Raw genomic sequence first — 25,183 nt, 5'->3', positions numbered from 1 at the left:
GTCAGATGGCTGCATTAAAACATTTAAATAATATGGCGATGCACCTTCTAAATCTATAGGCTCATGATTCACAGTAATTGAACTACTCCCATTAGCAGCTTGTGTGATGTCTATTGAGGGTTCATCAGGAGAAAAATATACATCATTTTCTCCTGAAAAGAACACATTCATAGTAGCTGAAGGCTCCAATAACCTATAGTTCAAGTCAATTGTAAAAGAGGTGTCTTGACCTTCGTATATATCTGTAGAGGATATGTATACTATTTTCATAGCATTTCCATTACATGTATCAGGAATGGAGTTTAGTCGCTCTAAAGATTCTGGCCCATCAGTCTCACTCGTTGTAGTTAAAATGYCATTCTTAATATCTAAAGAAAAAGTGAAAGTCTGACCATTGGAAATTATAATTAAATTATTCCCAACAACTTTCATACTGGTATCATCAGTTATTTGACTATAGCTGCCACTAAGTGAGCATTCATATCGAATTACATCACCATTATTCATTATTTTAATAATGCTTTCTTGGTTCCCTGCTTCATGCCAAATTCCTGAATATTTATTATTACTCTCTTTATCATTTCCACAGCCTAATAAAGCGAGAGTCAAAAATGAACATCCTATTACTTTTTTTACCACAATTTATCCTTTAGTTAAATTTATTGCCGTACTTTGAAAAACAAACCTTTTAGCACTAACTTTAAGCAACTTATAGTTATTCCGTACTATAAATTAATGTATTTACTCATCACTCTTGATCATGGAAGATACTTATGTTGATCACCAATATGTGAGCCAAAATAATCGTGTTTGTTGATCACCAAAAGTAATTTTTTATACGCAGACTCCGGGGTTGTCGTAAAATCAATTATCTATAAGATCTGAGAAAACGGTATTAATCTCTATCCATCGGCTTACACTACCTGCAATAGGCACAAAATAAAAGGCTTAGAGGTCTCACGCTTTGCTAACCTTACCGAGATCTATTGGGCAAATCGAAACTTACATACACAGTTTAGAGTGTCACTTAGGTGATACCCAGCTAATTATTTATTGCAAGGAAAAGCACACTTATAAATAAAGAACGACAGTCATCAGCTCGCTGGCATTGAAAAACAAGGGATTAGCGCTGTTAAAATTTGCGGTGGAAAGTGAATTTTTGTGTTTGCTGTCCAGCTCAGGGCGTGTTAGTGGTTGTATGCTGCACCATAACTTATTGCTGCTATTATAAAAAAGAACAGCCATGACAAGTGTTTACCTCGAGTAAATAAAAGTGAAACAATACCGCTTAAAGCAAATACAGTAGCAATTATTGTAAGGATTTCATTATTAATATTTACACTTGGGTTTGATAAAACATACAAAATACCAGCAAATCCCCACCAAGCTAACGTAGTTAAATGCCAAGCGAACCTTAAAACCCGTTTCGTGAACCAATCACTGCCTAATAATTTAGGTAAGTTACCTCTTCGAAACAAACGAGTTAATAAATACTTTTCACCTAAATAAGAGTGAACAACACCAATGATCAACAAAAACAAGACAGCCATCTAAATTTAACAAACACAACCGTTCCACTAAATTTACTTTTTAGGTTATGAATTTATCTTTTACTACTGCGTTACTTTCATTTCACCCATTAAATGAGCTATTTTTACTTTTAAGCCTAAATTACGCGCATGAAAATGACTGCGTAATTGCAGTGTTAACTTTTAACTAAGGACTTTTAACTTTATACCAGCAGCTTTCACAGTTACCTATATTCGCTCGTCGTTTTATGTGTAACACAAGACGTAAGTTTACACGCCTTGTGTTATGACTTTAAAATAAACGTTGATCATACAAAGCAATTTTATAACTCATTCTCTGAGCAATAATTTTCATAATGCACTCTATGATTCACTGCTTAGTAGTAATTGCTGCTGGCTAAACTTCGCGTATAATACCGGCAACACAAATAATGTTAAAAACGTTGCCGTAAATAAACCACCTACAATCACCGTCGCTAATGGTTTTTGAATTTCAGCCCCAATCCCTGTCGATAACAACATTGGGATCAACCCTAGAGCTGATGTTAATGCCGTCATTAATACTGGGCGTAATCGCGATAATGCACCATTAAACGCAGCCTCGTTTAAGCTATCTCCCGCTTTAACACGGTTATTAATGCTTTCGACCATCACGACACCATTAAGTACTGCAACTCCAAACAAGGTTATAAAGCCTACAGAGCTTGGTACAGACAAATATTGCCCTGAAATATATAAAGCAACAACGCCACCAATAACAGCTAAAGGTACGTTAACTAAGATCAGTAAAGCTTGGCTGATTGAACCAAAAGCAAAATAAAGCAGTAAAGCAATTAATGCCAAAGAAATAGGCACAACTATTGATAAACGCTGTTGTGCTCGTTGCTGATTTTCAAATTGGCCACCAATATTCACCCCATAACCGGGAGGAAGTTCAACTTGCTGTGCAATAACACTGCGAATATCTTCAACTACCGAGCCCATATCGCGCCCTAGTACATTGGCTTGAATAACTACGCGGCGTTGTACATCATCTCGGCGAACTTGCGGTGGGCCAGATTCAATTTGAACGCTTGCAACATCACCCACTCTGACGATAGCGCCACTAGGTGATGACAAGCGTAAATCTTCTATTGATTCTGGCGAATCACGAAATTGCTTAGCAATCCGTACATAAATATCATAGCGTTCATTAGCATTGATAATTTGTCCTGCCGATGTGCCACCAATCCCCTGCTGCACGATCGACATTAAATTGCCTACAGATAACCCATAACGAGACAACGCTTGGCGGTTTGGTTTGATCACTAACTGCGCTTCACCTGCAATTTGTTCCATTGCCACATCTTTTGCACCAGCAACACCTTTTACTGCTTGTTCTATTTCTTGCCCTTTCGTCACGAGCACATCTAAATCGGCCCCAAATAGCTTGATCGCTAATTGCGCTTTAACACCAGATAGTAGCTCATCAACACGGGTTGCAATTGGCTGTGAGAAGTTAAAGAGTAAACCTGGGAACTGCTCTAATTTTTGCTCCATAAGCACTTGTAATTGCGCACGGTTACTAGCCGATTGCCATTCACTCACCGGTTTTAAGCCAAGATAAATTTCTATATTGTTTACTGGCTCCGGATCACCTCCCACTTCAGGGCGACCCACTCGGCTTAAGGCATACTCAACTTCAGGAAACTCTAACAGTATTGCTTCAAGCTTTGGAGCAACCATAAGTGCAGTTTCAAGACTGGCTGAAGGCGCAAGCGTAACGCGTAAGTTGATAGTGCCTTCTTCTAATTCAGGCACAAATTCAGTCCCTAATTGTGGTATCAACACGGCTGCAATGACAACTAACCCAGCCGCAGCACATATAACTGTTTTACGAGCACTCATCGCCCAACGTAAGCTTACTTTATAAGCGTTATCTAATGGCTCAAGTATTACACTACGCCTAACGGTCACGCCTTTAGAAAATAAATACACAGCCATAGCAGGAACGATAACAAGCGCGACTATTACAGCTGCAATAATTGCTAACATAATGCTTATCGCCATTGGCTGGAATAACTTAGCCTCCACCCCTTCAAAGCTAAACAGTGGCATAAAAACAACTAAGATAATTAATGCCGCAAAAAATACCGGTCTTGCAACTTCTTTAGCAGCTAGCGTGATCAAATCGGCAGCTGAGTGCTGCGTTTGCGTATCGTCAGCATGCTTAGTTAAATGGCGAAAAATATTTTCAACCATAACCACAGAGCCATCCACCAGCATACCGATTGCCACTGCAATGCCACCTAGTGACATTAGATTCGCAGATAAGCCTAACCACGCCATAACGCACAATGCCATTCCAATTGAAATAGGGATCGACAGTAACACCAACAGAGTCGCGCGAAGGTTCATCAAAAAAAACGCCAACACCACAACAATAAAAATGAATGCGAGTAACAGTGCATCAACTACTGTATCAACCGCTTTAGTGATCAAATCAGCTTGGTCGTATAATGGTTCAAACGTCACCCCTTCTGGTAATGCCTGATTAATCAACTCAATACGCGAACTTATCCCATCAATTGTTTGTTTGGTATTTGCACCAATACGTTTTAATACAACCCCCGTTACAACTTCACCTAATGATTGAATATTTCCTTGAGCATCTTTTTTACTCATTGTTGCAGCACCTTGGCGGATCTCACTGCCTAGCGATACCTGTGCGACATCTGCGATTGTGATCACTTTACCATCAATGGTTTTTAATGGTGTTTGTGCAATTTCTTGCAGCCCTTTGGAGCCTGCATTAAACAACCCTGTACCACGAATAACGAGTTGCTCTTGGCCGCGGTTCATATACCAACCACCCACATTGGTATTATTTTCTTCAAGTGCTGTAACAACTTGCTGCTGCTCTAATTGGTAAGCCAACAACTTATTTGGATTAAGATTTACTTGATATTGACGAACATCACCACCGAACGACAACACTTCAGTCACCCCATCCACCGGTAATATTAGTAACTTTACAATCCAATCGTTTAAGCTTCGCAGCGCCATACTATCAAGGCCTGATTCAGGAGATGCCGCTAATAAGTATTGGTAAACTTGACCAAGTCCAGAAGTATTCGGCCCCATTTCTGGCAAACCTATACCATCAGGGATTAACTCTTTCGCAGCTTGTAAACGCTCGAACACTAATTGACGAGCAAAATAAATATCTACCCCTTCTTTAAATACAACAGTCACACCCGATAAACCCGTTTTAGAAATAGAACGAACTTGCTCTACATCGGGTAATGCATACATTACTGCTTCTATTGGGTACGTTATTAACTGCTCGACTTCAACGGCCGCTAAACCAGGTGCTTCAGTATTTACAGCAACTTGCACATTAGTAACATCAGGAAACGCATCAAGGTTCAATTTTGGGATCACTAATGCGCTCATGGCAATCAACACACACAGTGCTAACAATACCAATAACCTGTTAGCGATAGCGCTATCTATTATTTTATTAAACATACTGTTAGCTCCTAATGGTTATGCGGATCAAAGCCGCCTTTAGCTTGCTCTGATGCAACAAAAAATGCCCCTTCAGTCACTACCTTGGTGCCCTCTGTCAACCCTTTAATTTCACGAAAGTCAGCAAACTTTTGGCCTAATTCAACTTCTGTTGAAATAAGCTCACCATCTTCGTCTTGCACAAATACCGCCCAATCACCATCGGGGTTTCTAAGCAGTGCTTGCTCTGGTACAGCTAATACTTTTTGATCCGTTGAGAATGAAAAATACACATCACTGAACATGCCCGGGTGTAATACGTGTTGGCCATTTTGAACACTTAAACGTACAACTCGTGAACGAGTGACTTGATCGATAGTATGAGCTTCTTGGATCACTGTTGCTGGGTATGATCGTTGATTAACTTTCACTTTAGCGATTGCTCCCTTAGCAATTTCAATGACTTGATTTGCAGATAATTGCGCTTCTACCCAAAGTAAACTTTCATCCGCTATAAGCATTAACTCAATACCAGCATCAACACGTTGTCCTTGAGAAAAGCTATCACTCAGTATTGCTCCTGATGTACCAGCATATAGCGTATATTCACCAAGTTTTTTTGCAGGAATTGATGCACTTTCTGCTATCGCTTGTTTCGACAAACCAAATGCAACTAATTGGCTGTGAGCCACTTCAAATTCAGCCTTAGCAGTGAGCATACGCTTCTCACTTACGGTGCCTTTGCCCATTTTCTGAACGCGTTGCCATTCTGCTTTTGTTAACCGATAAGTCGTTTGTGCACTGGCAACATCAGCACTAAATAAAGTGACAAGCGGTGCGCCAGCTTTAATATGCTGCCCTAAAGTAGCATGGCGTTTGACCACAATTGAATCTACTCTTGGTGACAGTACATAACTACTATAACCATTTGCTTTGATTTCGCCTGGTGCATAAAGCTGTGACTGATAACTGCGCTTAGTTAAAGTACTCACCCGTACATTGGCTAAACGCATTTGCGTTGATGTTAAACGCACAGCGCCTTCTTGCTCGTGTTCTTCACCTTCACTTGGCTCAACCTCACTTTTTTCATGCTCATGACCCGCGGCTTCTTGATGTTCCTCTTCATTCTCATGTTTGGCTTTATCAGGTGCATGCTCATGCATTTCTTTTAATTGTGCTTCACTATGCTTATGACCTAATTTTGTATGATCAACGTATTCAGGCTCAACAGTTGCTGCCTGAGCAAAACTGCTAAAAATAAACGCAAGGGCAGGAAAAGTTACATTTAAACGTTTCATAGTGCTGTTCCATTTGTAAGAGTACGAGAGAAAGTAGTAATAAATTGACTAAGTTGGCCGCTTTGCGTTAACCAGTTAACGCTCGCTAATTGACTTTGCTGAACAATTTCAATACCCGAAAGTAACCCTGAGCTACGTTGTTGACGCATAGTTAGGTACTGGGCAGTACTAATATCTCCACTACGCCATTGTTGCTCAATCAGTACTAGACTACTGTCTGCATTATTTTGATTAATTGCTTGCCAACGTTTAACACGCTGCGAATATGCTTGCATAACTTCTTTACTGGCTTGTGCTTGAAATGTCATTGCGCGTTGCACTGCGCGATATTCAGCCTCTTTAGACAGAGCTAATGATTCAACAGACTGATATTCATCACTAAAGTCATTGACTATGTTTAATGGCATTGAGAAGTTTAAAGATACAATACTGTCATCACCATTTTTACCGGCTGAAATACCCACTGTAGGTTTGACAGCTCGCTCAGCTTTGAGAACTTGCACTTGCTGGCGTTGCAGTTGCCATTGTAATTTAGCAAGCATAAATTGTGGGTGCAGGTTCACACTATCACTCTCTATATTGAGTTTGAAACCTGCTAATAAACGTTCAGGTGAAAGTGAATTTCCTTCTTTCCAATTAGGTAAAATAGCTTTAACCGCTAATTTAGCATCAGCATAGGCACTCGCTTGCTGAGCCGTTTTATTAAGGATTTCAGACCATGAATATAAAGCTAATTGTTCATCAAGCTGGCCGACTTCACCTGACTCTCGACGCTGTTTAATAATGGCAACTAAACGTTCTAGTTGTAATTCTTGCTCTTGTGCTAGTTCAAAAGCAGCTTTACTACTTCGCCAATTAATTAATGCGGTTAACGCTTGCTCTACAAGTGTAAGGTAAACTAGCTGCATACTTTGTTGTTCAGCTAATAAAGATATCTCCGCGGCTGCTACTTGGGCCTCTTGTTGATCGTTAATATCAAACGTTTGACTAAAACCAATACTGAAATTGTTATCGTCCCCTTCCTTTTCGATACTCGAATCAAAGCTTGGGTTATAAATACCATACTGTGCGGCGCGAACAGCAGCTTCGCCACTGTGTAATTGTTGATAGGCAGCTTGTATTTTTGGATGCTGATTTAGATGGTTCAATAACCAATTTAAATCATTCGATTTCTGGGTCGGACTTGCTAAAACAACAGGCGCAACAAAAATAGCTACACACACGCAGGCAAACCCAAGTGGTTTTTTTAAGTTCATAAATTGTACTCATACTAAAAAAATCGATGACCAACTCGCGTGGTCTGAAAAAATTAACTTAGTAAGTGAACAATTGGAGGACGTAAATCAGGGGTGATTAAACGTGAAATGAATGTGTCTTGCACTGAGGTAATAGCGTCATAGCTTGGTAATAAAGCACTATTTTCCCATACTTGTGAGAACAAAACTGGGATATGACAAACATGGCAGTGCGATTCATCAGCGTTATCAGCAATGGCTTGCTCTAATTGAAAGTGCTCTTCTTGATGTAACTCATGATCATTGTTAGCAATACAATGAGTATCTAACTGTGCTTGTTGATTAAGTAACTGGGCTGCATTTTTAATCACATGATTATAATCAGCCACATCAAAACTATCCAGCAATGGCTGAAGTAGTAAAAAGGCTAATAATAACAACACTGACTGTTTCAAATACATACCCAAAAAAGTAATTAAATGTAACCATACCAGAACTTAACCACACTGCAAAGCCAAGATGAGTTTTTTATAATCAAATACGACTTTCAACTGCTAGCTAATTTTCACATGCTATTTTAGTATGAATATCACCAATATTATGAATATCAACAATATTTTAAATAGAGTACTATTTTGTATGGCACATAATCATGCTCATAATCATGCTCATAATAACGATGATAAAAGTAATCGTCAGCTAAGTGTAGCGGTCTTCATTAACGTGCTACTCACTATTGCCCAAGTTGTTGGAGGGGTTGTCTCAGGTAGTTTATCTTTGATCGCTGATGCACTTCACAACTTAAGCGATGCAGCCGCCATATTCATCGCCTTAGTTGCCCGAAAAATTGGTAATAAACCCGCCAATAATTCATATCACTTTGGCTATATACCCAAACCACCTCAAGATGGCTTGGATATAAACGCGCAGAAATATTAGCAACGCTACTAAACAGCACAACGTTAATTATCATCGGCGGTTTTTTAATAATTAAAGCCATAGAAAATTACTTTAACCCCAGCCCTATCGATGGCTGGATTGTGGTTTGGGTGGCTGCTTAGTTATCGGGATAAATCCACGACCTACAGCAAATCATAACTCTATGGATGTTACTTTGTTGTCGGGATAAATCCACGACCTACAGCAAATCATAACTCTATGGATGTTACTGTGTTGTCGGGATAAATCCACGACCTACGCAAATCATAACTCTATGGATGTTACTTTGTTGTCGGGATAAATCCACGACCTACAGCAAATCATAACTCTATGGATGTTACTGTGTTGTCGGGATAAATCCACGACCTACGCAAATCATAACTCTATGGATGTTACTTTGTTGTCGGGATAAATCCACGACCTACAGCAAACCATAACTCTATGGATGTTACTTTGTTGTCGGGATAAATCCACGACCTACAGCAAATCATAACTCTATGGATGTTACTTAGTTGTCGGGGTAAATCCACGACCAACAACAGTAAGCAGCTTTGAAATGTATGCCAGTAAAACAGTTAACGTAGTAGCCGTAAGAGTGGCGGTTGCTACGCTGTAAACCAAGCCTAGTGACACTCCCCAACTATTTACTGCAATTATAACGGCTAAAATAACGAAAGCGTAACCACCGCATCTCAGCGCCAAAACAGTGCGCTTGGTTGGGCGCGATGTATGCTGAAATACCTGACTAAAATGCCGAGGGATTGAAAGGCTTAATAATGCAAAACCAATTAGTTGCAGCAGTATTTGTGCTAAAATCAACATGTTTAAAAAACCTCTATTTTATATATTTAAATGCAATCTAAATGGCTATTTTACTCGTGTGTTTTTGTAGTAATACGGCTGAAAAAGCGAAACACGCGGAAAAAAGCAGCATGCTTAAGTCAAAACCAAGCATTAGCCAATCTCCTTTTTGTGCACTTAAAAGCAAGTTGTGCTCTGTAGTTAACATATTACATAGGGGTATAAATGCGTAGAGCGCTGCCGCTACCCACAGCATATTTTGCCAAGCTTTATCTGCAACTCTTAGGGCACAAAAAACCCCACACAATGCAAAAGCGATAAATAAACTGTGCATTTCCCATTCAGCGCGGTCAGGCATTGCTGACGGTAATAAGCGATTACTTAAAAAATAACAGGCTATGGCAATGGGCAAGCCAACAATCACTGCGGCATTGAGTTTATCTATTACGTTAATCAATCTCGTTTGCTGTTTTTTACGCTTATTAACCCAAATAATCATGCCTGTTGCTATCATTCCTGCGCCTAATAGCCCTGATATAAAATACAGCCAGCGTAGGTAAGTACCTGCAAATAGTCCTTCGTGTAAATGTTCTAATATGTCATATACTTGTGCAGCGCTATGAGTTTTACCTATTGATTGCGCTATTTGTACCCGTTCATTAACTATGCGATAGGTGATCAGAGTTGCAAACTCGATCCCTTCATTCGCATCAAGCCATACCTCAAAGCTTGGTTGCGATGTATGTCGATCAATTAACCCTAGATAACTTATAGCTTGATTTTTATAACGTACTTTGGCGTCTTTTAGCGCTGTTTCAAGGGATAAATCAGCTGTATTTAATTCAATAAATTGTTGTTGCTGATCTTCTACTTGAAACAGATCATAAAACTGACGATGTATTTTTTTACCCTCCCCATAGGTTGCATCAATCACGGGCGCAAACGATATGCCCATTAATAAAACAAGCCCGCTGTAAGTGATCATTAAATGAAAAGGTAATGGCAGTACACTAAAAATATTATGTATATCTAACCACGCTCTTAGTCCTTTGCCTGTTCGAAAGGTAAAAAATTCAATAAAAATCTTTTTATGGATGATCACTCCCGTCACTAAAGCTATCAACATAAACAAGGTTGCTAAGCTGGTCACAAGATAGCCAACCATAATGGGCACGTAATGTAAGTTATAATGTAAGCGGTATAAGGTTTCTCCCCCGCTTGTTTCTCGACTCGAAATAGCGTTATTAGTGTAAGGATCAAGGTTTTTTTCGTGCCATTGCCTTGGTATACCTAACTCAGTATTTGCTAACTGTAACCACGAAATGTCGATATGTGGATCACGTATGGATGGGTAACTGATATACCACTGTGCTCCATCACCTGCTAACGAGTTTAGTTGCTGTTGTGCCTTATTGAGTATAGTAAAGTCATCTATTGGTGTATTAACAATGGCTATTTCAGGCTTCATCCAGCGATCGATTTCATTCTCGAAATAGCCAGCGCTGCCTGTTACAAATATAAAAAATAGTAGCCAGCCAAAGGCAAAGCCCGCCCATGTATGTAACCAACTCATTGATTGCCTAAACCTGGGTTTCATAACACCGCAATCCCATTTAAATGACGAACAAAGCAGTACATTAAAATACAAAGAGCAAATACGCTGATACCTGCGCGCAGGGTTGTTTTAGTGGCAAATACATAAAGTACGGTTACGGTGTAGATAATAAAACTCAGCATTAGGGCGCTCACAATGGAGTTTATAATGTCGCCAGGTAAAAGAAGTGCAACGAGTATTGCGCTCAAAGCTGCTAATACATAACCTCCAACCAGGGCAATAAGCACTCGACAAGTTATATTTAAGGCAGCAAGGTGTTTTGTTGTAAGGTTCATATAAAGACCAAAAAAGTATACTCAAGTGACGATAAGATGTAAGTTTAACTTTTCACAGGGGCTTAAAATCTAGGCGTTAATTTGCAACAATACATTGCCTTAATCGCCCTCTTTAATTCCACTTGAAACTTACATCTGAGGTGGCTTGAGTATATAAAGAACTTAAATAGCTACGCTCTTTAAGTTCTAATTACACTAAAATTAAAATTTATATGAAACGCTTAGACGAATATCTCGCCCTCGCTCTTTAATTCCTACAACATTTTCATAACCAGTGATACTTCCATAATCGGCAACACTGCCGTGACTTATGTAAGATTCATCCAATAAATTTTGTACTGATAAATCAAACCTAAGATTATTAAGTGGCTCATAAGTAATGTAGGCATCAACAACGTCGTAGCCTGGTTTATTGATTGTCTCTAGCTGAGTAACCCACTCTAATTCCATTGACCGATAGAATACGTCAATATCATTCAAACTAGCGACATGGTTATAGCTCATACCGAGTTTAATTTGCTCACTCAGATCGTAGTTAAAATTTATGTTAAATGAATCTGCAGCAGAGTTACCTAAGCCACCAAATTCATAAGCTGACATGTCAACACCATCTAACACAACTGTGCTATAACCTGATGGGTCATTTGCATCAGGCCAAACAAATGGGGCATTATTTAATTCAACATTATTGTGGTTATAACTAACGATAACGTCAAAGTCACCCGCTTGATAACCGGCCACCAGCTCAATACCATTTGTTTCTAAATCACCGATATTTTCATAGAAAACACCTTCTCGGCCTTTAAATTTATCAAATACCACACCGTTAATTACGCTTAAATAAGCGGATGCTTCAAATAACCAAGTCCCGTCGTTATAAATTAAACCCAACTCGGTGTTCTCAACATCTTCAGCTGATAGGTTTTCATTATGACTGAGCTCACCCACAGTAAAGGCATCGGCAACTTGTCTGCCACGTAATGCTTGTGCGTAACCCGCCGACAGTTTTAGTGAATCTGTAAAGCTGTATTCAAAGCCAATATTACCGCTAAAGCCATCTTGTTTATCTGTTGAAAAGCTATCAATTGATGTAACCGGCTTGCCATTGGCATCGGTTTCAACAACCCACTTACCCTCTACTTTTATCCAATTAGCTTCAATACCATCGTGATCAAGTTCATAAGCATCGTAACGCGCACCAAAACTCAATATTAATTCGTCGCTAATTTGCCAATGATCTTGCGCGTATACACCTGTTACTGTGCCTTTTTCATCAAAAACACCCCCAAACTCTTCATAAGAGGATGAATGAACTTTATCAACTTTTTGTTCAACTCCATACGTAATTGAATGATCACCTATGTCACTGGTATTACGAATATCAAAGCCGGTGGTTTGTATTGATGCATCCCATGTAAAAAGCTCTCGCTTAAACGATGACTCTGTTTGGTACAAAGTCGTTTCAAGGTTAACAAGGCTGTTTAAATACCAAGCATGGTTTAAAACAAGGGTTTCTCGCTCACCCCATGATTCAAATAATGGATCGCCTTTTAATGGCGCCCAGTTTGTCTGCTTACCAAATTCACCTTCTTCTTTGCGAATTTCATAACTGAGGGTAAGGTCTTGATTATCTGTTAGATCAGCACTAATTTTTATAAAACCTAACTCTTGATCTGATGCTGTACCATAAAGCTCTTCCCCATCGCCATCATCCATATTATTTCGGCTTACATTAACGTACGACGCTAATACACCAATAGAATCCGTTACTTTGCCGTATAAAGAAACGCTTTCTTTATGCCCGTCATTTGAGAAATAATTAGCTTTGATCATGCCACCAAATTGCTCACCATTGGCAAGCATGTCGTCAGCATTTTTGGTTTTAAAGCGAATTGCACCGCCCACTGCGCCGGTTCCCGATGTAGCTTCACCGGCGCCCGCTTGCACTTGTACACTGCGAAGTAATTCAGGCTCTATGGCAACACGGCCTATATGATGAAATAAAGTACTCGTTTGTGGCGCGCCATCAACTGTTACATTCACCATTGAGTCTTCCATACCGCGTACAAATATTTTTTGGGCAATGCCTAATGAGCCACCAATAGTAACGGAAGGGGTATGACGAAAAATGTCACCTAAATCATTTGCTTGGTAGTTTTCTAATTCAGTAGGTGTGATCTCTGAATTTGTTGTTGCACCTACAACTGTGATTTTTTCAATCTTTTTGGTTTTTTTCTCGCTAAGAGCTTCCTCAGCATAAACATTAGCGCTACAAAGTGCAGCCAAAATGGCACTGGCAATACTGGTTTTTAAACGTACTTTTCTAGTTGATACAGATGACATGACTTATATCTCAAATAACTGATGAATGCTTAAGTAAGAATTATTACCATTTAAGCGTTGTAGGGATACGACTTTTACAATTGTTACATTTAAGAAATAGGAATCATTATCAAAACCTTTAGACCTCCTTGTGATTGATTTTCTGAACGCACATCAGCTCTAACACTCGCTAAATGCCGCTTAGCAAGCGCTAAACCTAACCCAAAGCTGTCATTTTCTGCCATGCGTGAGTTATCAATACGAAAAAAAGGATCAAATACTCTTTGCAAATATTGCTCTTCAATACCGGGGCCTTGATCAATCACTTCAATACAATAATGAGTCGCCTCTTTTGCTATCTTGATTTGTACGAGCTTACCCGATGGTGTAAAGCGCAGCGCATTACGGATGATATTCTCAATAGCAGGGCATAAAGCCCTATGACTACTGTTGTTAACTACCGCATTATTTGGCGACTCTACAATAATGCGACGATCAGGAAATTCAAACTTAGCGTCTTCAACAAGTACATCGAGTAAATCAACTAAATCAACGTCTTCTTGCTTAATAATCGGTTTTTCGTTTTCTAACCACGCGAGTGTGAGCGTATCTTCAACCAATTTACGAATATGATGGGACTCACGTGTTATGCGCCCTAGGTGCTGCTGAGCATTATTTAAATCAAAACTATTTACTGCAATATCTAAACGTGTAAGTGGGGTGCGTAATTCATGAGATAAGTCCGATATTAATTGCCGTTGACTGGCAATAAGCTCACCAATTTGGCTCGCCATTTGATCAAATGTAGACGCTAAGTGAGATAGTTCATCCTTACGATGTCCTAAATGCTTGCCAACTCTGACTTTAAAGTTACCCTTGCTAAAGGCCGAGGTCGCTTTATCTAATTGCTGTAATGGAGTAATTATGTGTCGGTAAAGTATCACGGATAAAACAACTAAAACGGCCATAGGCATCAAAACTTGCAGTATAAACTTTATTGTAAGCCAGTAAGTTCCTGGGCGCATTCGTTCAGGCAGTTTAATGAGCAAACTCGCATTTGTTTGGCTAAAAGGTAGCTCCATGATTGGGTTTACTTCAAAATACAAATGTATTTTCCAATCAATGCTTCTTCCAAAGTGGTAGCCACCTACAATATCTTTTTCGATTTGTTCTCCCGCTATATGCACGGCATTAAAACTAGCAACAGATACCCATGTTTGTTCTTGTGCTTGTAAATTTTCTAACCATTGCACTAAATCCTCATGTTGATCTGATAAATAAAGTTGCTCAGCCTGTTTACTCCACTGTTTTAACTGCTCGCGATGTTGCTCGGCAATAAAACTCATGCTCTCTTCTGTTTTTAAAGTCAGTGCATGCAGTAGGTAAAAAAAAGCAACCAAGCCGGTTGCTAAAATAAGGCATAGTTTCCAGAGAATTTTGCGATTCATTTAAAACAATACCCTTTTCCGTGAACCGTCTGTAAGCGCTCGCCAAGCCAATTTGCTTCGTTGAGTTTTCGCCTTACGCGACTTAAGTGCATATCAATACTGCGATCGTATGCGCCTAACTTTTTATTTAATACTGCCTGATACAAATCAGCTTTACTGACTATTTTGTTTTGCTGCGACACCAGCTCCCACAGTAACTTAAATTGTATTGGCGTAAATTCAATTTCGTTCTCGTTTACAAAAATGCTTTGTTTTGCCGTATTAAGTGTGAGGCCATCAATACTTATCTCAAAGTGGTTGTTAGCAGGAGTATAGGACGAGCTACGCCTGAGGATACTTTCGATTCTCAGTAATAACTCTTGGGTGTTAAATGGTTTAGCCACATAGTCATCGGCACCATGAGTTAGCCCTAAAATACGCTCTTCTTCAGCGCCTTTTGCCGATACCATGATCACTGGTTGTTGGCTGCTCTCACGTAAAATTTTAAGTAATGATACACCATCAAGTTTGGGGAGCATTTTGTCTAACAATATCAGCTGATGCTGTTGTGACTGCGCAAGCTTTAACCCTGTTTCGCCATCAAAGCATTGTTCAACTAAATAGCCTGACTTTTCGAGTAGATCAGCCAAATAATTACTTAAGGTGTTATCGTCTTCTATTAATAAAACTTTTATTTTTGCCATAAACACACCGCTTAAAATGGTAACGATAATAATTAGTGTTATAAATGGTATGCTATCTGCCCCTATAAAGTAAACACACCGTATAACTATCGGCGATTCTTTTAATTCTAATCGGCGCTATATTTTGGGGTCGCTTGGGTATACTCGGCTGTGTTAAATACGTTTTTATGGATGTCTAGGTAGGTAATACGTTCAAACCGTTTTTTAATTGTGGTACTTCTTATGCTTGTACAGAGCTTTATACCCAAGCCACCTCAAGGTGCAGAATTCAGCGTTTCACAGAGGCTTAATATCAAGGCGTTACTTTGTAGGAATGGCCGCCCCTTTTAAGAAGGAACAACGATGAGAGTAAGTCGCTGTGAAAAGCCCAACGGTTTGGTTTGAAAGCGATTTATACTGCGTTATTGATTTTAACAATAGAACCACTATTACTTGCAATCAATGCCTTGCCTAAATCGGTTTTAATTCCAACGACGCTCGCATCTTGAGGTGGTTTGGGTATATTAGCTGTCATCGCGCATGCAAGAAGACGTAAACAAAGTAACAACCGATTACTATGATCAGGCCGACAACAGCACGGCGAACTGGCAAGTACACTTAAAATTTAACAATAAAGGCTTACTAATCTGTTTGATAATAAGCTTCCCAATCTTTTGGCGCAGGGTACTTCTGCTTATACTCGTGTAAATCAAACTCACTGGCATACTTAAGGTAAACGTCAAAGTAATCAGAAAGGTATGATTCCCCATCTCCCATTCGCCAAAATAAACTGTCTGAGTCAGCATATTCAGAGTATTTTAGCCAAGGCGGTAGCGGTGGTGAAAACTGCAATTCATTTTCGAATCTTTGTATCAACATTTCCTCCCACTCTTTTTTATGTTTGAGGTAAGCATGCCAATCTTCTACCGACACGCCATCTGGTGGTTCAATTTTTTCTGAAGTCATACCAAATCCTGATAATAATTCTGCATTAGCCATTAATTAATGGCGCTATTGGTAGCGCTGTAATTCAAATCGACATTCATTTCTATGTTCTGGACAACAACAAAATAGACAAGCCCTACGCCCCCCATAATGTTAGGCTCATTTTTTGAATCAACCGGCGCATAAAACGCCATATCTGGGTTGCACTTTGAGCAAATAGACTCTTTGGACCTTGTACAAAACAAGGATAACTACCAAGTAAAGTTGCATAATCGTTCAAACATCCAGCTCTGTCGAGCGGTTTGCATACAGCTTAACCCACCAATTTATATGAAAAGATAGTTCACTTAATACTACTCACTTAGATTCAGATCATGATTGCTGGGGGATGAATTTATTACCCGAAGTTGAGGCTATTTAGCAAATACGTTGTTTATCTAAGTGCCCTGCTAAACATGTAGCCGCTAACGCCGCACTGCAAATTATTGCGCCGATCCATGCGGTGTCTTGCAATGTTAGGGTTTCAACAACGTGTCCACCAACAACTGAGCCCAAAGCAATGCCAATGTTAAAAGCGGAAATATTCAAACCGACAGCGACATCAATCGCTTTTGGTGTATCTTGCTCCGCTATTTTTACAACATGCAATTGCAATCCAGGAACATTACCAAAAGCAAATGCGCCCCATACTAATACGGTGATCACAACAAGCAACGGGGAGTTCATTGTAAATGTCAGTGCTAATAAGGTAATGCTTAAACCTAAAAATAAAACTTTAAGTGCTTTAATAGGCCCATATTTATCTGCAAGTTTACCACCCCACACATTCCCTACAGCAACCGACACACCATAGCCCAGCATGATAAAACCAACATATGAGGCAGCAAAACCAGCATGTTGTTGTAAAATTGGGGCAAGAAAAGTAAATGCAGTAAAGGTCCCACCATAACCTAAAATGGTCATTGTATAAGCCAGTAGTAAACGTGGCTTAAGTAATACTTGTAGTTGATCTTTTACCTTTGTTGGTATTACTTGATCAAGCGTGTTGGGGACTAAAATTGCACTACCAATTAATGCAATCAAACCCAACAATGAGACCATCAAAAAAGTGGATCTCCAGCCAAAAACTTGGCCTACCCACGTCCCTAAAGGCACCCCTGTTACTAATGCTACCGTTAATCCGGTAAACATAATAGCAATTGCGCTGGCTTGTTTTTCTTTACTCACTAAGCTCGTTGCCATCATAGAGCCTATCGAAAAAAATACGCCATGAGCCAAACCAGTTAAAACTCGCGCTGCGATTAAAGTTTCATAGCTTGGGGCTTGCCAAGCAACTATATTGCCTATGACAAATAATGCCATCAAACTCGTAAGTACTGTTTTTCGCTTCCAGCGACCTGTTACTGCCGTTAACACGGGTGCGCCAATTGCGACACCCACTGCGTATAAGCTCACTAAAAGCCCTGCAGATGGCAAACTAACACCAAGATCGTCTGCAATAATAGGGATTAAACCTACTATTACGAATTCTGTTGTTCCAATTGCAAATGCGCTTAACGTAAGCGCCCATAAAGCTAGTGGCATACTGTAATGTCCTATCGGGTATTGAAGATAAATAGTAAGAGCCCAGTGTGAACGAATTAACAGTTGTGAAAAATAGCATTAGTGGCAAAATACATTTGTTATATTTGCAAATATAAGGCAGCCCAATGAGTGTTAAATCAAAAACTGAAGATCTAGAAGCTTTTGTAACTGTGGTTGATTGCGGCAGTTTTTCTCGGGCAGCCGTTTTATTAGATCAACATATTGCTAAAGTATCCCGTGCGATAACGCGTCTTGAAACAAGCTTAGAATGCGCTTTATTAAGTCGCACAACACGGCGTTTGGAGCTGACAGAAGAAGGCCAAACCTTTATTGAATACGCGAGAGAAGGATTAAATCTACTAGAGTATGGGGAGGAGTCGTTACGTTTATTAAAACATGCACCCGCGGGGAAACTACGTGTAGATGCTGCGAGTCCATTTGTATTGCATCAGCTAACACCTTTAATAGCCCAATTTAGTCATTTATATCCAGATATTAGATTAGACATCACATCTCATGACAACGTAATTGATTTGCTTGAACATAAAACAGATTTAGCTATTCGTATTGGCCAATTGCCAGATTCAAACTTGCACGCACGTAAATTAGGTATTAGCCAACTACACCTTGTAGCGAGTCCTGCTTATTTAAAACAAAGCTCTGCACTTAATACGGAGTTAGATTTATATAACCATAAGTTAATTGGCTTTACAGGCACTACTAAGTTAAATAAGTGGCCACTTCAACAAGCCTGTGCACTTAATTTTTCTCTTAATGCCAGTAGCGGCGAAACCATTCGTCACTTATGCATTGCAGGACAAGGCATTGCACTACTTTCACAGTTTATGATCGCAGACGATCTCACTCACAATAGGTTAATAAAAGTCTTACCACAGGCAATAAAAACGCCTAACCAACGTGAATCTGTACAAGCTGTGTATTACAAAAATAGTGCAGTATCGTCGCGTATAGTTGCCTTTTTAGATTTTATACAACCACGTCTAACACTTTAATTATGAACCCGTTATTCTTGGTGCTCAAACTGACCGCGGTACACTTCAAACACTTTCAATACGGTGTGTTGCGCTTTATTTAGATTATCAAACCAGTTATCAAAAACGTCGTCATCGTCTTGTTCACTTAACGCTAAATATTGCGCTAGCAATTCAACAATATCGTTATGTGTACAGCTTAATGGATCTATTTGTTGAGCAAGTACGCTGTGATCTCTGCTACGTAATGTGTCCATCACGCCTTGATCTATTTCTTGGCTTTGCTCACTGATGCTCTCTTTAATTGATTCACTCATACTAACCTGTACTCCTTAATGCTCGGTTACATATTATTTATAACAGGCTAATTAGCAATTGCTAGCTTTTTTGATCTAACTGCTTATTTTTTAGTTGATTTGCGCGAAATAGAACCATGTTCACTACTTTTACATCCATTGCACCTAAAAGTAATGACTTAGTTAGATTTAAAATAGTGTTTGCAAAGGATTCTTATTTACTATAAATTATAGTTATACTATCACATAACAATATTGATATAATTAAAGGCATTTTATGAAACCTAATATTCATCCAGATTACCAAACAGTTGCTTTTCACGATACTGCAGCAGATAGCTACTTTATTATTGGATCAACAATAAAAACGAGCCGAACTATTGAATTAGAAGGTAAAACTTACCCTTACGTGCCAATTGATGTATCAAGTGATTCTCACCCGTTTTACACAGGTAAACAAAAATCTGTTGCGACTGATGGCCGTGTTGCAGCGTTTAATCGTCGCTTCAAAAATATCGGGAGCAAGTAGCAATGAAAGTTTTAAGTTCACTTAAAAGTGCTAAAAATCGCCCAGGGTGTCAAATCGTTAAACGTAAAGGTCGTGTTTTTGTGATTTGTAAAGACAACCCACGCTTTAAAGCCGTGCAAGGAATGAAAAAGAAAGGAAAGTAAACGCCCTTTTGTGCGCCTGAAAATTGGCGCACTTTTTACCTTCTACAGTTATATACCTCTTGTCCAGCATACACCAGTCTTCGTAGTATAAAAAATAGCTTTTCACTTGCCAAATAACAGTTCCCAAAAACTTGGCGGCTCATGTAGTTTATGGTATTGCTGTCGTAACTCATTAATTGATTTTAATGGTTTTTTAGCAGCATCAAGCCCTTTTTCATTCGCTAACTTTTTAGCAATTTCAGCCTGAGCGATTACTTTATCTAAGCCCTGACGCGAACTTTCAGCTTCTTTATGAAAAGTCGCTGTCTTACTGAGCTTAACTAAAGTGATAAACTCATCAATCGCTGTATTAAACTCACTTAATTGCGTTGCTTGAACACTGTGCTTATAAGCTAGCCCCATATTTTTCATATTGGTTTCAAGATCTAGCTCTTCAGCAAACACCAAAGTAGGCGTTAACATTAATACAATTATAAATAGCAGCGCTTTCATTTTAAACCTTGTAATATAATTTCTAGCGATAAAGCAACATTATATACTTAAAAAACTTAAAGGTACGCGTTTCAGTTAGAATTAAGAATAATAAACGGCTTCTGCTGGCTATCAATAAATTGCTTTATGTATACGAATTTTAGTATTAGCACCACTTTTGTAGCACTCATCACAATGTCTATAAATGCGCAAAACAGTCAATTATCCCTAATATTAGTATGGTCTAATTATGAATCGTACTGTCATTCTGGTAAAGTCTATCCTCATTTGATAGATGAATTTTGAGCATTACTTTGATTTTATTTTCCCGGATTCTAACAAGTTCTTTATTACTAGTTGCTATACTGTCATCGTTTAATGTATTGGCGTTGAACATAACATTTATTAATCCCGGTTTTAACAAAAGTACTGATGACGTGAATAACAGCACAGGCGATTTCTGGTATAAAGTATCAGCAGCAATGCACGCAGCATCAGACGATCTAGATATTAATTTAACCGTTTATTATGCCAATCGTAATCACATATTAATGAAAGAACTTATATCTAAAGCACTCAAAGCAAAGCCAGATTTACTTATCTTAGTTGATGAAAAACAAGTGATTAGTAATTATTTGTTATCAATAAATACCGATAATGTACCATTGTATTTTCTTTTAAATCGCCCAAATGCATCCCGATTACATTATCTCATACAACATAATGCAAATATTGTAGGCAGTATGGTCCCTGATAACCGTATGGGCGGGCGCTTGTTAGCTGAAGCGCTTTTTAACAAACATCGCAACAGTAGTAACACCAATATGAAAATTTTAGCCCTGCTTGGTGACTACACGACACCTGCTGCAACTGCTCGTCGTGCTGGACTGACTGATTATTTGAATTCATACCCTGAAGCATCATTATTTGCTGAGGATGTGGCTAATTGGTCTCTTGAAGAAAGTTATACAAAAACGTTAGCGTTTTTACAAAATGCCCCTGAGATTAATGCTATTTGGTGCGCCAATGATGCGATTGCATTTGGCGCAATTAAAGCTCTTAATACTTTGAATTTAAGAAAACATGTAGTCGTAGGCGGTATTAATTGGGACACGCCTGAAAATAAAGATATAACACTTGATGTTTCTATAGGTGGGCATGTTTTATTAGGGGCGCACGCGCTTTTAAACATCTATGATGCATCTAAAAAACCTGAGCAATTTCCATTGCAACATAAACAAGTTGCATCATTTAATAATAGAACGGATGACTATGAAGCACTTATAAATAAAATAAATAGTGGTGATTTGAAGATGATTGATTTTTTACTCTTTTCTCAAACACAGGAAAACCATTTAGATTTCACGGTTGAAAATTTAGCCCATGAGCTAAAAAACTCACTGTAAAGCCCCTTTACAGTGAGTTTAAAATATTCAAGTCGTTTTTAACACGATATCTATATTCTGTGTAACCAATAAAACTACTAAATTAAAGTGACTGTAAAAACACGATCACTTGCTGGCGCTTGTCTTTATTCAACTGAGTGAATTTATCTCGACTTGTTTGCGCTTCACCGCCATGCCATAGAATCGCTTCTTCAAGACTTGTTGCACGCCCATCATGTAAAAATCCAGCGCCTGGATTAACTGTTTTTGTTAACCCTATCCCCCAAAGTGGCCTTGTTTTCCATTGTCTGCCAGACGCTAAAAAGTCACGACGATTATCAGCGAGCCCCTCTCCCATATCGTGTAAAAGCATATCTGTAAATGGCCAAATTACTTGCCCTTTAATACCTTCAGGTGCTTTTACACCACCGAGCATAAGATCACTTTGTGTTGAAGTCGTAAAGCTTGGTGTGTGGCAACCATTGCAGTTGATCTCAGAGAAAATCTTAGCGCCTGCTCTCACATCAGGATTACTTATATCGCGTCTTGCAGGTACAGCCAGTGTTTGTGCGTAAAAAACCACCGCATTTGAAAACTCATCACTTGCTTCCGGTAAACCTTGTGCATCTGTACCAGTGTCTTGATAGTTAGTACGTGATAGGTAACTGTCATGCATCAAGGTGTTTGCAATACTTTCTTGTGCGAATAATGAATTTGTTACTCCCATATCGCCACGTAATGCCGCCAATGATTGTTGACGTACCGAGGGGGTGCTGGCTTTCCAGCCAAAGCGCCCTAATGACACCGGATTATCAATTCCTTGCTGTGCTTTTACTGCATCAAATACCCAATTGGCTTGACCTTTAATGCCATCATTATTGCTATCTGTTGGATCTTCTAATGCCAAAATATCTTCATCTGTTATCGCTTCTAATAAGCCAAGACCAAATACCGGCATACCGTTGCGTGCACTAAACTGAACATCACTACTGGCTAATTCGCTCAATGAATAATTACTTGGTGAATCCCATGCATTATCGACTTCAAAAACTGGCTGCTTTAAAGTCACCGTGTGCCCATCTGGGTATGTGAATTCAGTGTATTTATAACTTAAGTAAACATCTGCTTGGCCTCCAAAGTGGTTTTGTTGCCAATCTTCTCGCGCTTGTAATACACCGCGATGAAACAGCTGATCGCCAAAACCTGGGACAGGTGTATTTTTACAATAATCATTTGTACTATTTGGCTGATTGCATACACCATCAGCTAAGCTTACACGTAAAAATATTCCGGCATCGCTGCCTAATTTAATTCTGCCATCGGGGGTACTTGGCAATACGGTACTTGGGCGGCCATCACGTTGATGACAGGCATTGCAGTTATTATTATTAAAAACCGGACCCACCCCATCTAAGTCAGGGTGCGTATCATTTGGTGCTGTTGTAAACGCCGTTTCAAAATCAGTATCCCCATCAAGGTGTAAATTTAATTCTGCTGGCGATAAATTAGGCATAGGAGTAGAAAAACCATGCCCGGAATTATTTGTATCATGCGTTGTTGCGTCACCGGCAAGTGCGCTGACATCTATGTACGAAGGTAACTCTTCAACTATTGGTGGGGTTACTGGAGTAGTATTTGTATCACTACTACTGCTACCTCCACCACACCCGCTCAGCATTGCTAAGCTGAAAAATAAAGGTGTATATGGTTTAATTACTTTTATCATGACGGTTTCTTTTTAATGTTAAGCAAAAAAGGGAAGCATTTGCTTCCCTCTTCATTTATTTATACCCAAGCCACCTCAAGATGCGAGCGTCGTTGGAATTAAAAGCGATTTAGGCAAGGCATTGATTGCAAGTAATAGTGGTTCTATTATTAAAATCAATCCCTTATAAAAGTAACGCAGTATAAATCGCTTTTAAACCAACCCGTTGGGCGTTTCACAGAGACTTACTCTCATCGTTGTTCCTTCTTAAAAGGGACGGCCATTCCTACAAAGTAACGCCTTGATATTAAGCCTCAGTGAAACGCTGAATTCTGCCTCTTAAGATGGCTTGGGTATACACGGTTATACGTCCCATTTTTTAAGTAATGGAACAACTTCTTCTTCAAGTGATTTTTGTAACTCACCTAAGCTATCAATGGCAGCTTGAACTCTTACGCGCGCATCGTCATCTTTAATTGCTTGACGAAATGGCATGTTATTTTCACCTGCGATTGCTTCAATAGCTGTAATTGCTGCGCTGATCTGCGTTTCAACTTTAGCTGCAAGTGTCGCATCCCCTGCTTCAATTAATGCTTTTAGGCCTGGGCTATCGTTTTCGTTTGCAAACGTACCTAAATAAACGTTTTGAACGCCTTTAATGTTATCGCTAAAGTCTGTTAATGAATTCCAGCTATACTGCGACTCTACTTTAGATGTATCCGCATTATCTTTTGTGGTGTTGAATGGTTCTGCAATTTTGCCATTGCCTACCTCATCTACAATACCAATTAAACCATTCACTAATTCTTCAACCACACCTAAATTTGAGGCATATTTGTCGTTACCCGGAGTTAAAAGGTAATCTTTATAAGCTGGCTCTTTATCACCATCAGCAGATACCGTCCATGCACTTGATAGGCTATCTGTGTAAAATGCAAATACTTCAGCGCAAGCAATTAAATATTCAATTTCACGTACTGTCATTTCAGCAATGGCTTTTTCGTTGTCGGCAACACCATCACCAAACAATAAAAACTCCATAGTATGAAAACCTTGCACGCCATCATCTAAGCCTTTAATGGTGTCTGCAGTAAATACCGTATCGCTGGCAAGCAACGTGTTTAAATCTGTCGTGTTTAGTGGCCATGTATCTAAATGCGGATCAATTGATAAGCTATCAACTGGACCAAAAATGTGTGACTCGCCCTGCTCCCAAAATATACGCGCGTCTTTCCAAGCATCTTGTGCTTTAGCTAAAGATTCTTGATTTTGGTTATTGAGTAAATTTTGCGCTGCAACGTAAAGTGCATCTGCTTTTGTATCAAGTATTTCGTAGCCATCAACAATCACGTCTGTCGTTACATTGGCAATTAAATCAGTCGCATCATATGTAAACTTCGTTGATGCAACTGGCGGCGGCGTAGTAGAACCTGAATCATCAGATGATGATGAACCACATGCTACGAGTGTAGATGCTAAAATTATTGCTGTGATGCTATTAAGTACCGTTTTCATCCTTT

The 25,183-nt window shown here is 39.2% G+C and carries 22 protein-coding genes and 1 pseudogene; 5 read left to right on the top strand and 18 right to left on the bottom strand.

From position 1 onward, the window contains the following. The 6 genes from ADS77_RS09605 to ADS77_RS09580 all read right to left on the bottom strand — a co-directional run. Positions 1-639: hypothetical protein (locus ADS77_RS09605; protein WP_054454105.1), on the bottom strand; the 639-nt coding region annotated here is incomplete at its 3' end. 548 nt (positions 640-1,187) lie between these two features. Beyond that, positions 1,188-1,535 (bottom strand): hypothetical protein, encoded by a 348-nt coding sequence (locus ADS77_RS09600; RefSeq protein ID WP_235575750.1) that lies wholly within the window; start codon positions 1,533-1,535, stop codon positions 1,188-1,190. Positions 1,536-1,892: 357 nt separating this feature from the next. Beyond that, positions 1,893-5,039, bottom strand: coding sequence for an efflux RND transporter permease subunit (locus tag ADS77_RS09595; RefSeq protein ID WP_054454101.1), 3,147 nt, complete (start codon positions 5,037-5,039; stop codon positions 1,893-1,895). Between the two features lie 11 nt (positions 5,040-5,050). Then, positions 5,051-6,316 (bottom strand): efflux RND transporter periplasmic adaptor subunit, encoded by a 1,266-nt coding sequence (locus ADS77_RS09590; protein ID WP_054454099.1) that lies wholly within the window; start codon positions 6,314-6,316, stop codon positions 5,051-5,053. Next, a complete protein-coding gene (locus tag ADS77_RS09585; protein ID WP_054454098.1) occupies positions 6,313-7,572 on the bottom strand; it encodes a TolC family protein in 1,260 nt (419 codons plus the stop codon). Before ADS77_RS09585 ends, ADS77_RS09590 begins: the two co-directional genes overlap by 4 nt. 53 nt (positions 7,573-7,625) lie before the next feature. Then, complete coding sequence (locus ADS77_RS09580; RefSeq protein WP_152960603.1) at positions 7,626-8,006, bottom strand: hypothetical protein; 381 nt, start codon at positions 8,004-8,006, stop codon at positions 7,626-7,628. 184 nt (positions 8,007-8,190) lie between these two features. On the opposite strand from ADS77_RS09580, the pseudogene ADS77_RS09575 reads away from it, so the two are divergent. Next, a pseudogene (locus tag ADS77_RS09575) lies at positions 8,191-8,609 on the top strand (cation diffusion facilitator family transporter); the annotation flags it as partial. Positions 8,610-8,994: 385 nt separating this feature from the next. Here ADS77_RS09575 and ADS77_RS09570 read toward each other — a convergent pair. The 8 genes from ADS77_RS09570 to ADS77_RS09535 all read right to left on the bottom strand — a co-directional run bounded on the left by ADS77_RS09570 (position 8,995) and on the right by ADS77_RS09535 (position 18,142). Further along, complete coding sequence (locus tag ADS77_RS09570; protein ID WP_054454092.1) at positions 8,995-9,312, bottom strand: DUF3325 domain-containing protein; 318 nt, start codon at positions 9,310-9,312, stop codon at positions 8,995-8,997. 37 nt (positions 9,313-9,349) lie between these two features. Beyond that, the gene (locus ADS77_RS09565) at positions 9,350-10,864 is read right to left on the bottom strand and encodes a PepSY-associated TM helix domain-containing protein (RefSeq protein ID WP_054454090.1); all 1,515 of its coding nucleotides are present in this window, start codon (positions 10,862-10,864) and stop codon (positions 9,350-9,352) included. Positions 10,865-10,884: 20 nt separating this feature from the next. Further along, the gene (locus ADS77_RS09560) at positions 10,885-11,181 is read right to left on the bottom strand and encodes a hypothetical protein (protein WP_054203866.1); all 297 of its coding nucleotides are present in this window, start codon (positions 11,179-11,181) and stop codon (positions 10,885-10,887) included. A gap of 201 nt (positions 11,182-11,382) precedes the next feature. Continuing rightward, positions 11,383-13,524, bottom strand: coding sequence for a TonB-dependent receptor domain-containing protein (locus tag ADS77_RS09555; protein ID WP_054203867.1), 2,142 nt, complete (start codon positions 13,522-13,524; stop codon positions 11,383-11,385). An 89-nt stretch (positions 13,525-13,613) separates the two neighbouring features. Continuing rightward, the gene (locus ADS77_RS09550; RefSeq protein WP_054454088.1) at positions 13,614-14,951 is read right to left on the bottom strand and encodes a sensor histidine kinase; all 1,338 of its coding nucleotides are present in this window, start codon (positions 14,949-14,951) and stop codon (positions 13,614-13,616) included. After that, entirely contained in the window at positions 14,948-15,634 is a 687-nt protein-coding gene (locus ADS77_RS09545; protein WP_054454086.1) for a response regulator transcription factor, read from the bottom strand. The genes ADS77_RS09550 and ADS77_RS09545 overlap by 4 nt, the downstream gene beginning before the upstream one ends. 621 nt (positions 15,635-16,255) lie before the next feature. Beyond that, entirely contained in the window at positions 16,256-16,579 is a 324-nt protein-coding gene (locus ADS77_RS09540; protein ID WP_054454120.1) for a hypothetical protein, read from the bottom strand. Between the two features lie 396 nt (positions 16,580-16,975). Beyond that, positions 16,976-18,142 carry an MFS transporter gene (locus ADS77_RS09535; protein ID WP_054454084.1) on the bottom strand — a complete coding sequence of 389 codons (1,167 nt, stop codon included), beginning with the start codon at positions 18,140-18,142 and terminating at the stop codon, positions 16,976-16,978. Between the two features lie 125 nt (positions 18,143-18,267). Between ADS77_RS09535 and ADS77_RS09530 the strand changes: the two genes are divergently transcribed. Next, a complete protein-coding gene (locus tag ADS77_RS09530) occupies positions 18,268-19,155 on the top strand; it encodes a LysR family transcriptional regulator (RefSeq protein WP_054454081.1) in 888 nt (295 codons plus the stop codon). A gap of 11 nt (positions 19,156-19,166) precedes the next feature. On the opposite strand, the gene ADS77_RS09525 is transcribed toward ADS77_RS09530, so the two are convergent. Further along, positions 19,167-19,451, bottom strand: coding sequence for a hypothetical protein (locus tag ADS77_RS09525; RefSeq protein ID WP_054203872.1), 285 nt, complete (start codon positions 19,449-19,451; stop codon positions 19,167-19,169). Positions 19,452-19,707: 256 nt separating this feature from the next. Between ADS77_RS09525 and ADS77_RS09520 the strand changes: the two genes are divergently transcribed. Both ADS77_RS09520 and ykgO read left to right on the top strand, forming a co-directional pair. Beyond that, entirely contained in the window at positions 19,708-19,959 is a 252-nt protein-coding gene (locus ADS77_RS09520) for a type B 50S ribosomal protein L31 (protein WP_054203873.1), read from the top strand. Between the two features lie 2 nt (positions 19,960-19,961). Then, on the top strand, positions 19,962-20,102 hold the full coding sequence (gene ykgO, locus ADS77_RS09515) for a type B 50S ribosomal protein L36 (protein WP_054203874.1): 141 nt from the start codon (positions 19,962-19,964) through the stop codon (positions 20,100-20,102). Between the two features lie 102 nt (positions 20,103-20,204). On the opposite strand, the gene ADS77_RS09510 is transcribed toward ykgO, so the two are convergent. Continuing rightward, positions 20,205-20,594, bottom strand: a complete 390-nt coding sequence (locus ADS77_RS09510; protein ID WP_054203875.1) for a cytochrome b562 — start codon at positions 20,592-20,594, stop codon at positions 20,205-20,207. Positions 20,595-21,010: 416 nt separating this feature from the next. On the opposite strand from ADS77_RS09510, the gene ADS77_RS09505 reads away from it, so the two are divergent. Continuing rightward, complete coding sequence (locus ADS77_RS09505; RefSeq protein WP_235575749.1) at positions 21,011-21,979, top strand: ABC transporter substrate-binding protein; 969 nt, start codon at positions 21,011-21,013, stop codon at positions 21,977-21,979. Between the two features lie 82 nt (positions 21,980-22,061). On the opposite strand, the gene ADS77_RS09500 is transcribed toward ADS77_RS09505, so the two are convergent. Further along, complete coding sequence (locus ADS77_RS09500) at positions 22,062-23,684, bottom strand: di-heme oxidoredictase family protein (protein WP_054454078.1); 1,623 nt, start codon at positions 23,682-23,684, stop codon at positions 22,062-22,064. A gap of 342 nt (positions 23,685-24,026) precedes the next feature. Continuing rightward, on the bottom strand, positions 24,027-25,178 hold the full coding sequence (locus ADS77_RS09495; protein WP_054203877.1) for an imelysin family protein: 1,152 nt from the start codon (positions 25,176-25,178) through the stop codon (positions 24,027-24,029). Between the last annotated feature and the right edge of the window lie 5 nt (positions 25,179-25,183).

Source organism: Pseudoalteromonas porphyrae (assembly GCF_001298125.1).
Classification (GTDB): domain Bacteria; phylum Pseudomonadota; class Gammaproteobacteria; order Enterobacterales; family Alteromonadaceae; genus Pseudoalteromonas; species Pseudoalteromonas neustonica.
This window is presented reverse-complemented; position numbering and strand designations above follow the sequence as displayed.

Coding starts and splice junctions, on each gene's coding strand:
- ADS77_RS09535 (WP_054454084.1), bottom strand. CDS start 18,142: ATGCCACTAGCTTTATGGGCGCTTACGTTAAGCGCATTTGCAATTGGA.
- ykgO (WP_054203874.1), top strand. CDS start 19,962: ATGAAAGTTTTAAGTTCACTTAAAAGTGCTAAAAATCGCCCAGGGTGT.
- ADS77_RS09525 (WP_054203872.1), bottom strand. CDS start 19,451: ATGAGTGAATCAATTAAAGAGAGCATCAGTGAGCAAAGCCAAGAAATA.
- ADS77_RS09560 (WP_054203866.1), bottom strand. CDS start 11,181: ATGAACCTTACAACAAAACACCTTGCTGCCTTAAATATAACTTGTCGA.
- ADS77_RS09585 (WP_054454098.1), bottom strand. CDS start 7,572: ATGAACTTAAAAAAACCACTTGGGTTTGCCTGCGTGTGTGTAGCTATT.
- ADS77_RS09565 (WP_054454090.1), bottom strand. CDS start 10,864: ATGAGTTGGTTACATACATGGGCGGGCTTTGCCTTTGGCTGGCTACTA.
- ADS77_RS09530 (WP_054454081.1), top strand. CDS start 18,268: ATGAGTGTTAAATCAAAAACTGAAGATCTAGAAGCTTTTGTAACTGTG.
- ADS77_RS09500 (WP_054454078.1), bottom strand. CDS start 23,684: ATGATAAAAGTAATTAAACCATATACACCTTTATTTTTCAGCTTAGCA.
- ADS77_RS09555 (WP_054203867.1), bottom strand. CDS start 13,524: ATGTCATCTGTATCAACTAGAAAAGTACGTTTAAAAACCAGTATTGCC.
- ADS77_RS09590 (WP_054454099.1), bottom strand. CDS start 6,316: ATGAAACGTTTAAATGTAACTTTTCCTGCCCTTGCGTTTATTTTTAGC.
- ADS77_RS09570 (WP_054454092.1), bottom strand. CDS start 9,312: ATGTTGATTTTAGCACAAATACTGCTGCAACTAATTGGTTTTGCATTA.
- ADS77_RS09520 (WP_054203873.1), top strand. CDS start 19,708: ATGAAACCTAATATTCATCCAGATTACCAAACAGTTGCTTTTCACGAT.
- ADS77_RS09495 (WP_054203877.1), bottom strand. CDS start 25,178: ATGAAAACGGTACTTAATAGCATCACAGCAATAATTTTAGCATCTACA.
- ADS77_RS09595 (WP_054454101.1), bottom strand. CDS start 5,039: ATGTTTAATAAAATAATAGATAGCGCTATCGCTAACAGGTTATTGGTA.
- ADS77_RS09540 (WP_054454120.1), bottom strand. CDS start 16,579: ATGACTTCAGAAAAAATTGAACCACCAGATGGCGTGTCGGTAGAAGAT.
- ADS77_RS09550 (WP_054454088.1), bottom strand. CDS start 14,951: ATGAATCGCAAAATTCTCTGGAAACTATGCCTTATTTTAGCAACCGGC.
- ADS77_RS09510 (WP_054203875.1), bottom strand. CDS start 20,594: ATGAAAGCGCTGCTATTTATAATTGTATTAATGTTAACGCCTACTTTG.
- ADS77_RS09545 (WP_054454086.1), bottom strand. CDS start 15,634: ATGGCAAAAATAAAAGTTTTATTAATAGAAGACGATAACACCTTAAGT.